The sequence below is a fragment of the Vibrio algivorus genome, from assembly GCF_030161215.1.
GTDB classification, from domain to species: domain Bacteria; phylum Pseudomonadota; class Gammaproteobacteria; order Enterobacterales; family Vibrionaceae; genus Vibrio; species Vibrio algivorus.
In genome coordinates, this window is record NZ_BSPV01000008.1 from 1 (window position 1) to 14735 (window position 14735).

Annotated in this window: 10 protein-coding genes; 8 read left to right on the forward strand and 2 right to left on the reverse strand. The window is 39.1% G+C overall.

What is annotated here, in order from left to right; translation table 11 throughout:
* On the reverse strand, positions 1-1891 hold a 1891-nt coding region (locus tag QQJ93_RS11445; protein WP_284186091.1), incomplete at its 3' end, for a retention module-containing protein.
* A 432-nt stretch (positions 1892-2323) separates the two neighbouring features.
* On the opposite strand from QQJ93_RS11445, the gene QQJ93_RS11450 reads away from it, so the two are divergent.
* The 7 genes from QQJ93_RS11450 (at position 2324) to QQJ93_RS11480 (ending at position 12843) form a co-directional block, all read left to right on the forward strand.
* Positions 2324-3718 (forward strand): HlyD family type I secretion periplasmic adaptor subunit, encoded by a 1395-nt coding sequence (locus QQJ93_RS11450; RefSeq protein WP_089123623.1) that lies wholly within the window; start codon positions 2324-2326, stop codon positions 3716-3718.
* Positions 3719-3823: 105 nt separating this feature from the next.
* Positions 3824-5764 carry a bifunctional diguanylate cyclase/phosphodiesterase gene (locus tag QQJ93_RS11455; RefSeq protein WP_160117519.1) on the forward strand — a complete coding sequence of 647 codons (1941 nt, stop codon included), beginning with the start codon at positions 3824-3826 and terminating at the stop codon, positions 5762-5764.
* Positions 5765-5772: 8 nt separating this feature from the next.
* Positions 5773-8076, forward strand: a complete 2304-nt coding sequence (locus tag QQJ93_RS11460) for a type I secretion system permease/ATPase (protein WP_089124500.1) — start codon at positions 5773-5775, stop codon at positions 8074-8076.
* A gap of 220 nt (positions 8077-8296) precedes the next feature.
* A complete protein-coding gene (locus QQJ93_RS11465) occupies positions 8297-9610 on the forward strand; it encodes a TolC family outer membrane protein (protein WP_089124501.1) in 1314 nt (437 codons plus the stop codon).
* Positions 9611-9619: 9 nt separating this feature from the next.
* Positions 9620-10213: an OmpA family protein gene (locus QQJ93_RS11470; RefSeq protein WP_089123625.1), complete on the forward strand. Its 594-nt coding sequence runs from the start codon at positions 9620-9622 to the stop codon at positions 10211-10213.
* Complete coding sequence (locus tag QQJ93_RS11475) at positions 10194-10904, forward strand: transglutaminase-like cysteine peptidase (RefSeq protein ID WP_089123626.1); 711 nt, start codon at positions 10194-10196, stop codon at positions 10902-10904. The genes QQJ93_RS11470 and QQJ93_RS11475 overlap by 20 nt, the downstream gene beginning before the upstream one ends.
* A 4-nt stretch (positions 10905-10908) precedes the next feature.
* A complete protein-coding gene (locus QQJ93_RS11480) occupies positions 10909-12843 on the forward strand; it encodes a bifunctional diguanylate cyclase/phosphodiesterase (protein WP_089123627.1) in 1935 nt (644 codons plus the stop codon).
* A gap of 94 nt (positions 12844-12937) precedes the next feature.
* On the opposite strand, the gene QQJ93_RS11485 is transcribed toward QQJ93_RS11480, so the two are convergent.
* Positions 12938-13603, reverse strand: a complete 666-nt coding sequence (locus tag QQJ93_RS11485) for a hypothetical protein (RefSeq protein ID WP_089123628.1) — start codon at positions 13601-13603, stop codon at positions 12938-12940.
* A gap of 349 nt (positions 13604-13952) precedes the next feature.
* Between QQJ93_RS11485 and kduD the strand changes: the two genes are divergently transcribed.
* Complete coding sequence (kduD, locus tag QQJ93_RS11490; protein ID WP_089123629.1) at positions 13953-14714, forward strand: 2-dehydro-3-deoxy-D-gluconate 5-dehydrogenase KduD; 762 nt, start codon at positions 13953-13955, stop codon at positions 14712-14714.
* Positions 14715-14735 lie beyond the last annotated feature (21 nt).

Below are 14735 nucleotides of genomic sequence, written 5' to 3' on the forward strand. Positions count from 1 at the left end.
CATCGAGTGGTTGGTATTGATTCACATCCGTCACGACGGTGACATCGCCATTTTCATTCATGGTCGGTGTCATGGTGATGTCGAGGACTGGGTTACCATCGCCATCCACACCAGTGATGGTGATCACACCATTTTCATCGGTGGTCATGTTGAAGGTGACCGGATCGCCATCGTTGATGGTGACTTCTGACATCTCATTTTGTAGGGCTGCTTTGCCCGCTTCACTTAAGCGCAGGCTAGACGGATCAATATTGTCATCTGGAGAGACTATGGTGACTGAGCTTGACCCGTGTACAGGATAGGCATTACCCACGTTTGGATTTTCTAAATCACCTTCATTGATAGTGACCTCGTCACTTACATTCGCAGCATTTTCACCATCTTCGATCTTGATAACTATCGTACCGTTGGCAGTATCACCGTCATCATCTGTCGCGGTAATACCTAAATCTAGATTTGTTATATCATCTGCATCCTGATCAAGAGGTCCTGTCACTTGAACGGTATAAGAACCATCGGTTTGAACTTCAACAGTTAAAACTGGTTCACCATTAATATCAGTAACCGTTAAAACATTACCATCAACGGTATATTCAGTTGGCTCACCATTACTGGTTAACCCTTCAAGTGATGGTTGATTTGGATCGAAAACAATAGTAGCTATTTCATCACTACCGAGATCAAGTGGTACCTGGCCATGGGTAATGGAATCAAGATCGTCCGACTCATTGACGACTGTACCAGGATCAGTACCAAATTCTTCATTGGCACCATCATTGACATCAATACCAACATTAATAGGCTCTTTGATTTCATTACCGTTGATATCCGTACCTGAAACAGGGAATTCAATATGAATATCATCCCCTTGGTTGCTCACCATACCCGCAGTGTCGCCTGAAATGTGGTCAATAGGTTGGTTAACGATTGTAGTAATAGAAACGGTTAAATCACCATTTGGTAGCGCGATGAAGTCGACATCAAACGAAACGACAATCTCACCATCTTGCATACCTGTGAAAGTATTGGTTTCTGCATCGTAACTAAATTCAACAGGTTCACCACCAGATGTGATCTCAGCATTTAATTCACTAAGTAAAGAATCTACACTTTCTTGAGGGATATAAAACGAATCAGGGTCAAGAGCATAAGTCCCTTTTTCAACGACAACAGAAGCCGTGCTTTCGGTTGGATAGCCGACACCACTGTCTAAATCCCCTTCAGTAACTTCAACATCAAGATTTATACCACCTTCAGCAATAAGAACAGCTCGTTCATCTTCTTCATCACGGTATTCACGCTCAAAACCTTCAGTATCGTATCCAGCTTTAGTTAAAACAGCGTCGTAATTATAGTCAACAGATATGAAAGAGTTATTAGCAGTGTTTCCCGCAGCTTGACCTGCAGCTGGTGCTTCTGCTTCTTGAGTTGGATCTTGTCCTGCCAAGATACTTTGTTGAATGGCTGCAATATCATCAGTTTGATTTGATTTAGAATCTTGTTCGTCCGAATTACCAAGATTCATAATATCTTGACTAGGATCTTGCTGGTTCATTACTGAGCGTTGGATATTCGCAATATCCGATTCAGTAAAATTCGCATTTTGTGCATTTTCAGCATTAATCTGAACTTGTGGTCCCAAAGTAGTCACCACAGGTCCGGTTGCATTTGGCACAATAGAAACCGTCGATTGAGAGTCATGGATATGTACTTGTTGTCCTTGCCCCGAGACAGTTGCATTCGCCCCTGGAGTCACCAATAAAACCTCATCAGGCTTCAATTGATAATTTCCGGTAACCAATACTGCTCCCTGACCAGCTTTAATGACAAAAACTGAACCATTTTCAACGTTAACGTTGGTGACATTTGAAGAAGGAATTTGATTTTCCATAGAGCACTCAATCTTATATTTATAGGAATTTGATTTTAAACCAGCAATAACAAGCTTAGACAAAGCTAAAAACATATTTCATCATATTAATGAAAAGTGCCAAATTATAGCCTTGCAATATATAGATAAAACTATTCTAAATTATATCACTCACTGTAGTTTCATTCAATTTGTTCACACTTGAGTCACTATAAAACGTGATACTTTGATGTAGAAAGAATCGTTTTAAAATCAAGTAATTCAAGAAATAATTCAACCATGAATACAGGTGACTTAAAACATAATTCCTATATGATATACTGAAACAAATACCATCAATTCATCGCAATGATTTGTCTTGCAAAATTAATGGTAAAAACAGTTAGTTATCAATATAAAATTAACTTAATACCATCTAATGGTTAACAAATTGCGCTTGCTCTTGGTAATTCAATGAAAAAAAAACTCACAACCGAACAACTCGACTTCGTCGATGACAAATCGTCAGCACTAATGCTCAGCACCACCTATACGACCAAGATTATGCTCTGGACAATCGTGGCCTTTTTCATTATTGCTGTCACCTGGGCATCTCTGACTAAACTTGATAAAGTAACCACAGGGAGCGGTAGAGTTATTCCCTCAACTCAGATGCAAGTGATACAAAACCTTGAAGGCGGCATTGTTAAACAAGTCATTGTTCGTGAAGGTCAACCAGTTAAAAAAGGCCAACGCCTACTTTTAATTGATGACACACAAGCTCGCTCTGATTTTCAAGGTAAAGCTTCTGACATTGCCAATATGCAAGCGGATCAATTTCGCTTAAAAGCACAAATTGCCGCAATTAAAATTGATAAGCAAAAAGCGAAGCAAATGAATAGTTGGGAAGATAGCGTTATTATTGATGAATCACTTGTTCCCTCTTTTGATAAAGATTTTGCCCAAAAACACCCTATCTTAGTCGCTCGCCAATTGAATGAATATCAAGGTAACGTCTCGAATCTAGAAAACCAATTATCAGTTGCAAGGCAACAAGTCACACAAAAGCAACGTGAACTAGATGAAAACCGATCTCGTTATCGCAATCTACAAAGTAGTTATAATGTAGCAAATCACGAATTTAAAATTACAGAGCCTTTAGCAAAAGATGGCGTGGTTCCTGAAATTGAATTATTAAAATTACGACGCCAGCTTATCGATACTCGCCGTGATCTGACTTCAACTAAAATGCAGATCCCTGTAGCAGAGTCAGCTGTTCATGAAGCTATATTAAAATACCTAGATATTGCTTTGAACTATCGTAGTGACAACCAAAATGAATTGAATAAGGTTAGTGCTCAATTATCTAGCCAAAGTGAATCTCAAGTTGGCTTGCAAGATAAAGTAAACCGTACCGTCGTCACTTCTCCTGTTACTGGTACTATTCAAAAGATTTATATCAATACTATCGGTGGTGTTATCCAACCAGGTATGGATCTAATCGAAATCGTACCGACAGAAGATACGTTACTGATTGAAGCGAAAATTGCTCCTCAGGATATTGGTTTCTTACACCCTGGATTACCAGCGTTAATTAAATTTACTGCCTACAATTTCTCTACCTACGGTGGTCTTGACGGTACTGTTGAAACAATCAGTGCAGACACTATACAAGATGACGAAGGTAATAGTTTCTACCAAGTTAAAATTCGAACGCATGAAAGTGTGTTAACCAGTAAAGACGGAACATCTCTACCAATTATTCCGGGTATGACAGCTTCCGCCGATATCATTACTGGCCAACGTACAGTAATGGGTTACTTATTGAAGCCAGTTTTAAAAGCCACTGATTCAGCACTAAGAGAGTAATAACTATCATCGAGTTGTCATAATGACTTCTGCAAGCTGGTTTGCACCCAAAAAATCATCCGCTCTCTCTTGGTCTATTGAAATAATTATTAAATGAGAAATGATATGACATTATATAAACAGTTATTAACTTGGAGTAGCGGAGCATTCATCGCTATATCCATAGTGTTATTTACTCTTGAATTCCAGCACACGCGTAACGATTTAATCGAGCAGCAAGCAGTTCAGTTCAATGACACATTAGATGCTGCCACTTTTGCTCTTTCACCTTATTTGCAGGGCGAGGATACAAAAGAAGCTCAGACTATTATCAAAAAGATATTTGATAACTATAACTATCAATCAGCTACTTTAGTATCAATCACATCTGGTGAATCAATTAATTTTGACTTCAAAGAGCCAAAAGATTCAGCACCTGGTTGGTTTATAACATTATCGAATATTGAACCTGCACAGAAAACGGTACAAATCACCTCTAATTGGCAGCCATTAGCCAACCTAAAAGTGATCAGTCGCCCTACTTTTGTTTATGAAAAATTGTGGAATAACACTAAATCTATTCTTTTTGCTCTAACATTTTGTGGTGTAATTCTAATTGCTGGGCTATCGCTAGTCTTTCGTCGAATTTTAATGCCATTACAGGTTATTCAAATTAGCGCTCAAAATCTTGCTAACAATAAATTTGATGAAGTGCTTGAAACCTCTAAATACCAAGAATTAAACGATGTCGTTTCAGCGTTTAATCAAATGACCAAACAACTTCGTGCACACTTTGAACAACAATCAGAAGAAGCAGACAAGCTACGTGTTCGTGCATACCAAGATCCAGTATCTGGACTTGCTAATCGAAAATACATGATGACTCAACTTGAATCTTGGATTGAAAGTGGTGCCACTGGTGGTATCGCCCTTCTCAACGTCGACCAACTGGATGAAGTGTACTCAAAAGAAGGTTATGCCCAAGGTGATGATCTGACTCGTAGTTTCGCTACATCATTAATGGAAATTTCTTCTGATGAGTTCAATATTGCTCGTCTAAACAATTCTGAGTTTATGCTATTGGCACCCAATACTTCCGATGAAGACATGTTAGAGCTTGGCCGTGCAATGCTGAATCGCGCTGCAGAACTGCAAAATGATCCGCTTGACGTTGCCCCCCTTCAAGCAGCAGTGGCTTTAGTTATGAAACATACTAACGATAGTATTTCAGAATTACTTGCTCGTGCCGATAATGGGCTTGTCCAAGCTCGTGCTAACCGTGAAGAACCAATATTCTTAGTTCCTGCAGATAGTCATGAAAACCAACCAAGTTTTGGTAAGCAACAATGGAAAGCCATTGTTGATGAAGCTATCGCAAATAAACAATTTACATTTAGTTATCAAAAAGCCATCGACAGCAATAACCAAATGATGCATCAGGAAGTTTTTGCAGCCATACAAAAAGACGATACACGATACTCAGCAGGTCAATTTCTAAGTGCACTTGAAAGCCTAGATAAAGGCCAAGACTTCGACATGCACATCATTGATGCAGTATTTGAACAAATCGATATCTACGATCCAAAATACCCAATCGCGGTTAATTTAACTCAAAGCAGTGTTAATGATACTGGCTTTATGCGCTGGCTAAACCAAAAAATGGAAGCCAACCCAGAATACGCTGATCGTGTACTCTTTGAGATTCCTGAGATTTGTTTTATAAAACAACAGGATAACACTAAGTTATTGTGTAACATTATTTCTTCACACAAGTATAGTTTTGGTATCGATAACTTTGGTCATAACTTTGGCTCAATTGGCTACCTCAATGCCTATCGCCCTGCTTATGTAAAACTGGATTTTGCCTACACAACTCAGATAGATGATAACGAAAAAGCAGATGTTGTTTTCTCCATTGCACGTACTGCGACCAATTTATCTATCACGACTATTGCTTCTCGCGTAGAAACAATGGAACAAAAAAACAAACTGATCGAGCTCGAACTTGGTGGATTCCAAGGTTTTGTTACTGAGCAAATTAATAATGTCACTGAAGGTCAGGCATAATGAATACAATAAAAGATCCGCTATTAAATTCACTCGCTTATATCAGTCGTTATTACGGCCAGGCAAACTCACCTGACGTACTCGTTGCAGGTTTACCACTTAAAGATGGCTTACTCACAGTACACTTGTTTCCTCGTGCTGCGGCAACCGCTGGCTTGAATGCTAAACTCGAACAATTACCGCTTAATGATTTACCGCCATTACTTTTACCAGTGGTTGCATTACTTAAAAATGGTGACGCATGCGTTATCCTGTCTGTCGATTACGAAAAAAACGAAGCAGAAGTCATTCTGTCACAAAACGATGACAGCACTCCAGAATGGATTCATTTAGAAGAGCTAAATAAGCAATACACTGGCCAACTGTTTTTAGTTAAAAAGAGCTTCCGTTATGACGAACGTTCACCCGAAGTTCTGAAAAATAACGATGGCCACTGGTTTTGGAGCACAATGTGGCAGTCACGTAAAATTTACCGCGACGTGTTCATTGCATCAATATTAATTAATATCTTTGCTGTAAGCGCCCCACTATTTTCACGCTTGGTATATGACAAAATTGTTCCTAACCTAGCTTACGACTCACTTTGGGTATTAGCTGTTGGTGTTTTCATCATCTTCATTTTTGATTTTATTTTGAAAATGATGCGCAGCTACTTTTTAGATGTTGCGGGGAAAAAATCAGACATCCTGATCTCTTCTAAGATCTTTAGCCATGTAATGGGAATACGCCTAGAGTCTAAACCACCTTCTGTTGGCGCTTTTGCAAGACACATGCAAGAGTTTGAATCAATTCGTGATTTTTTCACTTCAGCCAGTATCACTACCTTAATCGACCTACCCTTTGCTGTATTCTTTATGGTAGTGATTTTCCTCATTGCAGGCCCACTTGCAATTGTGCCACTAATCGGTGTTCTAATTTTAATTGGATACAGCTTTATGGTACAAAAGCCTCTACGCCGTACCATTGAAGAGGGCTCTCGCCTTGCTTCGCAAAAAAACTCAAATCTAGTTGAAAGCTTATCAGGGCTAGAAACACTAAAAATGTTCGGCGCAGAAAGCCAATATCAATACCGTTGGGAAGAAGCCGTTGCCCACATGGCAAACTGGAGCCTGAAGTCTCGCCGTTTAACAGACTCATTACAAAATGCTGCGGGTTTTGTTCAACAATTTTTGAATGTGGCCATGATCGTTGTCGGTGTTTATCTTATTGGCAATGGTGATTTAACCATGGGTGGTTTGATTGCCGCTACCATGCTAAGTGGTCGTGCCGTTAGTCCTATGATTCAAGTCGCCATGTTATCAACGCGCTATAACCAAGCAAAATCTGCGATGGGTATTATCGACAATTTAATGCAAATGCCAACTGAACAAGAATCTGGTAAGCGTTATATCCACCGCCCTATTATCAAAGGCAAGATCCAGTTTGATAATGTAAACTTCACCTACCCGAACGCAACCTCGCCTTCGTTGAAAAATATCAATCTAACAATTAATCCAGGTGAGCGCGTAGGTATTATCGGTCGTATCGGTTCAGGTAAAACGACACTAGAGCGTATATTGATGGGATTATACCAGCCGACTTCAGGCACGGTTTTAATTGATGATACTGATATTAAACAGTTACATCAGATTGATATTCGCCGTAATCTAGGTTGTGTACCACAAGATATCACTTTGTTTTACGGTAGCATCCGAGACAACATAGCACTTGGCCGCCCTCTTGCTAGTGATAAAGATATTATTCTTGCCGCTGAGCGGGCAGGCGTAACAAGCTTTACGCAAAAAGACAGTGCTGGCTTAGAAAAACAAGTAGGTGAAGGTGGTGCTGCGTTATCTGGTGGTCAGCGTCAAGCAATTGCGATTGCTCGTGCACTATTAGGTAAGCCACCCGTTATGATCATGGATGAGCCAACCAGTAGTATGGACAATCGCACTGAAATGTTCATCAAGCGACAATTACGTAACTTTAGTAAAGATGAGACACTGCTCTTAATTACTCATAAAACAAGCATGCTAGACTTAGTAGACCGTTTAATAGTAATGGAACAAGGCCAAATTATTGCCGATGGCCCTCGAGATAAAGTTTTGCAAGCGCTCCGCTCTGGGAAGTCACAAAAACCAGCACCAGCTACTGCTAAAAGAGCAGCAGCTCAAACAGGTAATAACGCACCTTCAACTTCCGAACAGGAGTCAAGCGCTGCGAAACCAAAAACACCAGGCAATATTGATGTTAAACCGACATCAAGCGCGGCTTCCAGACACACAACGGCAACGGTTCAGAAAAAGACTACGGTTCAAACAAGACCTATTTAACAAATATACAACTAATTTATTCGCATGATTTCGTCTAGACTGATAAGATTCAAACAAAATCATGCGTTTAAATTGATATATTTAACACCATCACTCAGTTAAACGGTATATAATTTGTTATAAATACCCTGTAAGATCGTGTGAATAAAAATTTTGTCCGTTTTCGGCTTTATGTAACCCTTTCCTTAGCGCTTAATTATTTAGCATTAAGAGGATGATGATGATAAAAACTCCAAAGATAAATAAATTAACCGTTTTCCTTGGTTGCCAATTAATCGCTCTGCCAACTTTCGCGCAATCTCTTGAGCAAGCGATTGCAACGGCATTAGCAACGAACCCAAACATCCAGTCAACCTACAATGAATTTATCAGCCAAAAAGAAACAAGCCGAGCATCAACAGGTAAATACTTACCATCTGTCGATCTTGAAGCTGGTGTAGGCTATGAAGATTATGACAATAGCGCTGGCTCTCAAGGCGAATATAACCCTCGTTACGCTCAAATTAGTATCCGCCAATTAATTTGGGATGGTTCTAGCACCTATAACGATATTAAAAGAACAAAAGCTGAAGCTGAATCTCAACGTTACCAACTGCTTGCCGATGCTCAGGATATGGCACTATCTACGGTTGAAGCTTATATCGATGTCATTCAAGCTCAAGAAGTGGTTACCTTATCCCAAGCCAACCATGATGTGCATATGCGCATCTATCGTGATATCAAAAGACGTACTGATTCAGGTTTAAGTTCAACTGCTGATCTCATTCAGGTTGAGGGTCGTGTAGCAAAGGCCAATACCAACCTGCTTTCCGCTCAAAGTAACCTTAATGACAAAATTACGGCATTTGTAAAAGTGGTTGGCTCTTATCCTCAAGATTTAAGAAAACCTAAAATTGATGAGACTTACGTAGCTAAGTCGTTAAATGATGCTCTTGAAAAAGCTAAAGCCAATAACCCAACGATGTATTTGGCTTACCATGATGTACAAGCAGCTCAATATCAATACGAACAAACTAAAGGCACGATGTTACCAACATTTACTGTAGAAGGTTCACAAAAATATGGTGATGAGCTAGACGCATCAGATGGTGACACAGATGAACTCAAAGTAATGCTAAAAATGAACTACAACCTATACAATGGTGGTAGTGATGCGGCAGACAGCCGTTCAGCTGCTAGCCAAATAAGCAAAGCAAAAAACATTCGTGATAACGCCTACCGCCTATTAGAAGAAAGTACTCGCTTATCATGGAGTGCGAAAGAACTGGCAGGATCGCAAGAAAAATTCCTTCAACAGCACGTAGATTCTGCAGCAAAAACCATCATTGCCTATGAAAAGCAATACAAAATCGGTAAACGAACCTTATTGGATTTATTAAACACCGAGAATGAATTATTTGAATCTCGTAAGGCTTATTTAGCCGCGCATTATTCTGGCATTGTTGCCGATTATCGCTTATTGAATTCAACAGGCTTACTTCTGAATGAATTACGTGTTGCCATCCCTGATGAATGGGCTCGTTCGTCTAAATAAGGAAATATTATGAAAGCATTGACTCTTTCTTTATTGGTTTTACTCTTGGGTGCATGTTCAAACCTAGAATCTGATCCACCGCCAATCGCCTTTCATTCAAAAGACCTGAGCGATTCTGATAATGACGGTGTGATTAACGCACGCGATTTATGTGCTAATACTCGTAAAAATGCCGTGATTGATAACAATGGTTGTCCTACAGTTGTCCATTCAGAAGAAGAAAATAAACTACACATTTTATTTGCTAATGACTCAACCGTCATTCCTGCCGCTTACGATAAGCACATTAAAAGTATGAGTAGCTTCTTGGACAAATATCCACAAACTCATATTGTCCTTAACGGTTATGCTAGCCCAGTAGGCCCAGCAGAGCACAACAAATATCTCTCTATACATAGAGCAGCGAATGTCTATAAAGCCTTGGTTGCTGCCGGCGTCAGCCCTAAGCGCATTCAAACCGTAGGTTACGGTGACAGTGATCCAATTCAAGCAACATCGAGAGAAGAAACTATGACATTAAGCCGTCGTGTTACCGCCTCAGTGGTAGGGATGGATAGCAGCGTGGTAGAAAGCTGGACTATCTATGACCAACGTAAAGACTAAGAGCGCTTTTCTCTCTTTTTCACTTACCGCGTGTCTTTTCTTCATTTTGTTAATCATTTCAGTGAGGGCTTCGGCTCTCACTGATGTTGAGCAAAAAATCATCACCTTCAGTCATGAGCATTTTGGACAACGTGCTGGCTTACGAATAAAAGCATGGTTAGAGCTCACCCATCACTTACAGAATCAATCCCTACCCCTCCAGTTATCCGAAGTAAATAACTTTTTTAATCAACTAGTGTTTATTGATGATATAAAATTATGGGGTGAAGACGATTATTGGGCAACACCGGTACAATTTCTTAATGCCGGCGGTGGTGATTGTGAAGATTTTAGTATCGCCAAATATTATACCCTGCGAGAATTAGGGGTAGATGATGAAAAATTGCGCTTAATCTATGTAAAATCGCTGACATTAAACCAATTTCATATGGTCCTTGCCTATTATGAAACACCAAGTTCAATGCCTTTAATTTTAGATAACATTGATGGCGAGATAAAACCAGCCAGTCAAAGAAGCGATCTCGTTCCTGTCTATAGTTTTAACGCAACCAACTTATGGATCACAAAGGGAGGCGTAACCGGAAGCCAATCAGTACCGGCCGGTAATGTCTCTAACTTAAGTATGTGGCAAAAATTACGTAAGCGAAGCCAGCATGACACTCATCACCCTATTATAAACTTGGATCAATGATGCTATGAGTCTATATAATAAATTTCAAATTTGGTTATCAATAACCTTCTTAATATTGACGACATCGGTTTTTGGCCTACTACTCCACTCTAGCCATACTTACCTGAAAACTCAGCAAAAGATTGAGATGACGAACATGATCAGTGCATTAAATATTGCGCTAACACCATTCATTCATAACAAAGATAAAGTGGGATTAGAGTCCGTCATTAATGCCTCTTTCGATAGTGGGTTCTACGGCTCTATCACACTTAAAATAAATGATAACAATAGCCAAATTCAACGTAAAACTCTCAACCAACAATCTGACTCACCAGAATGGTTTCAACAAATCGCACCTTTTGAAGAGCTAACAGAATCTCGCGTATTAATGGATGGTTGGATGCAAGCAGCAACCTTAACCGTCACAAATAATACGGCAACAGCTTATGACCAACTATGGGCGCTGACTTTACGCTTGCTCACCGCATTTATCATTAATTCATTACTCGCTGCAATTTCGATGATTATCATACTTAGAGTAATGTTCAAACCATTGAAAAAAATACAAAAAAGAGCTAACGAGATTAGTTTACATAAGTTTGGAGACCCGATTCCTCAAGTAAATACTCGTGAACTATCAGATGTGATACAAGCGATTAATTACATGAGTAAACACATTGAGTCTCATTATTTGCAGTCTGCAGATGAATTAAAACGCCTGCGTATGCGAGCTTATCAAGATCCAGTTACTGAGTTAAGTAATCGTGAATTTTTCATCACTAAACTTGAGCCATGGCTAACTTCTAGCACTCATGATCACTGTGGTTTGTGGTTAATGAAAGTCGATGTAATAGAAGATGCGTATAAAAACAAAGAATTTGATAAAGCCGATAGTATGGTTAAAAAACTTGCTCAGAAGTTGAATTCACTTGTTGATGAAAGAAGTACTTTTTCTCGTTTTAGTCGCTCTGAGTTTATTTTACTCGTCCCTCATTGCAATTATGAATACTTACAACAAGTATCTGAAATGGCGCTCAACCTAACTAATGAATGGCTGCCAAGTGGCTCAATAAATCACAGTTCGGCATCCATCGGTATGATGATTTTGCACGATCAAACCGATATGAAAACCGTTTTTACCCAACTTGATAATGCATTAACCCAAGCTCGACAACAAAGTGGTTTACAAACCTTCTTATTCAATAAAGATGCCATCTTACCTGAATTTACAAAGGGCAAAATTGAATGGCAGGACTTTGTTAAACAAGGAATTAAAAATCAGCAGGTAAAAATTCGACTTCAACCTGCTATTAATAAAGAGCAAGTTATCTTGCACTACGAGGCCTTTGCTTATCTTGAAGTCGACAATATTATATATACAGCCAATCATTTTATTACAGCATTAGAAGATAGTGATGTGGCCTATCAATTCGACAATCATGTATTAAAACTTGTAAGTGAACAATTGGCTTCTAACCCAAGTAAGTCACCTATTACGGTTAATATCAGTAAAGATAGTCTCCATAATGGCCAATTCGTTGTTTTCTTAACTCAAATGCTAAAAGCTAATCCTCACCTTAGTGATACCTTAGTATTTGAATTTCCGGAAATTTGCTTCACTAGGCATCTTGAAAAAACCAAAGTCATTACTCAATTACTAGTTCAACATTCGTTCAAATTTGGTATTGATAACTTCGGTCATAGTTTCAGCGCTATCGATTATCTACATCAAGTTCAGCCGACCTATGTCAAATTGGATTTTTCATATACCAACCAATTAGATGATCCGGCTAACTATGATGTTCTAGCCTCCATGACTCGTATCGCAAAAAGTTTAGAGGTTGGCATGATTGCAACTCATGTAGAAAGTTTAAAGCAAATTGAACAATTAGCTGAACTTGATATTCAATGTTTCCAAGGATTTATCACCGATAAGCTAGAGTTAAAAAGTAATTAAAAATCTAACAAATAGCAGTAAAAATAAAACTCCCTGATAAAAATATCAGGGAGTTTTAGATTTTCATGATTAAAGCTTTAGATATTAAGCGCAATTAATCATCAGCTTTTAAAACGACATCATCAATAAACACTTCTGTTTGAAGAGCAACATCGCCATTCATATCGATGTTTTCAGTGCTGCTTAGATGAGTAAGCGCATAAACTTCCAGCGTTGTATTACTGCCAGAATTAAAGGCTAATTCCACTTTACGGAAATCATTCGTATCATCACCATCAGAGTCGATATCATCATTCGTAAATGTCTTCGTTCTTACGATGTTACCAGCTAAAGAACCAACCCCCATATCTTTAACACCCAACTCAAGTACGTTTGGCGACTCATCGCCTTTCTCATCACGGTAGTAAACCGTCAAAAGATACTCGGTGTCTGGTTCAATATTTGGAATAATTTGGCTTACACCAGGTCCTGCTTGTAACGTTGAGGTTTCATTGATTGAAGGATAAAATAAACGAAGAGAACCTGGATCACCAGAAGCAGTAATATTCGTCGCTTCAACCGCCCCTAAACCTAGATCTGGCTTAGCATGCACTAACCAAGCACCACTGCTGTTACCATTTAAAGCAAAACGAGTAAATGCACCATCAGCCACTTTTCCCATAGCCGGCACTGGCGTAGTATTGACAGGTGCTTTATCCGAGTTAGAAGAACATCCGGCAAGTACCCCTGCAATAGCTAAAGCTAAGTAAATTTTTCTCATATTACATTCCCTTTCACACTAGATGAAATTGTTAACAAACCAGTCGTTTAAGCCAAATTATAGTTAACTAAAATACATTGTTCATAATTCCTGCCATTCTAGCGAAGTTTATAGAAAATATCTTCCATTATTAAACAGTTAAATTTAAATAGAAAAATATTTAACGAGTGTCCACCAAACTGACCTTGTCACCACTACAGATAAAGAACTAGGATATCTGTGATACCCTAATTACTCCAAAATATTCTTACAAGCGTTTTGAAACATAGCCACATAATTTACTTTACGGTTTTCATCAAAACCAATTGTAAGAAACGAAATAGATAAATCCACAATATAGGAAATAATTATGATTCTGAATGCATTTAACCTGGAAGGTAAAGTCGCTATTGTAACCGGATCGAATACTGGTTTAGGTCAAGCTATCGCGTTAGGTCTAGCACAAGCTGGTTGCAATATAGTTGGTGTCAATCGTAGTGCGCCAGAAAAAACAATCGATCTAATGAACGACGGTAACCATATTTTCCTTGATATCCGAGCGGATCTTCTAAAACAAGATGGCATTCCCAAAATTATTGAAAAAGCACTTGCTGAATTCGGAAAAATTGACATTTTAGTTAACAATGCGGGAATCATTCGTCGTGAAGATGCTATCGAGTTCTCAGAGCAAAATTGGGATGACGTTATGAGCGTCAATTCTAAAACAGCCTTCTTTATGTCTCAAGCAGTTGCTAAGCAGTTTATAACTCAAGGTACCGGTGGCAAGATTATCAACATCGCTTCTATGCTGTCTTTTCAAGGTGGTATCCGAGTACCTTCTTATACTGCTTCCAAAAGTGCACTTATGGGAATTACACGTGCAATGGCAAATGAATGGGCAAAATACAACATCAATGTAAACGCAATTGCCCCAGGCTACATGGCCACTAACAATACTGCTGCGCTACGTGACGACGAAAAACGCAATACCGCTATTCTTGAGCGTATTCCCGCGAATCGCTGGGGCAAGCCAGAAGATATAGCTGGGCCTTGTGTATTTTTAGCATCTGATGCTGCAAATTACATCAATGGCTATACGGTTGCTGTTGATGGAGGTTGGTTAGCTCGTTAATAACATTAAAATAATTTACTC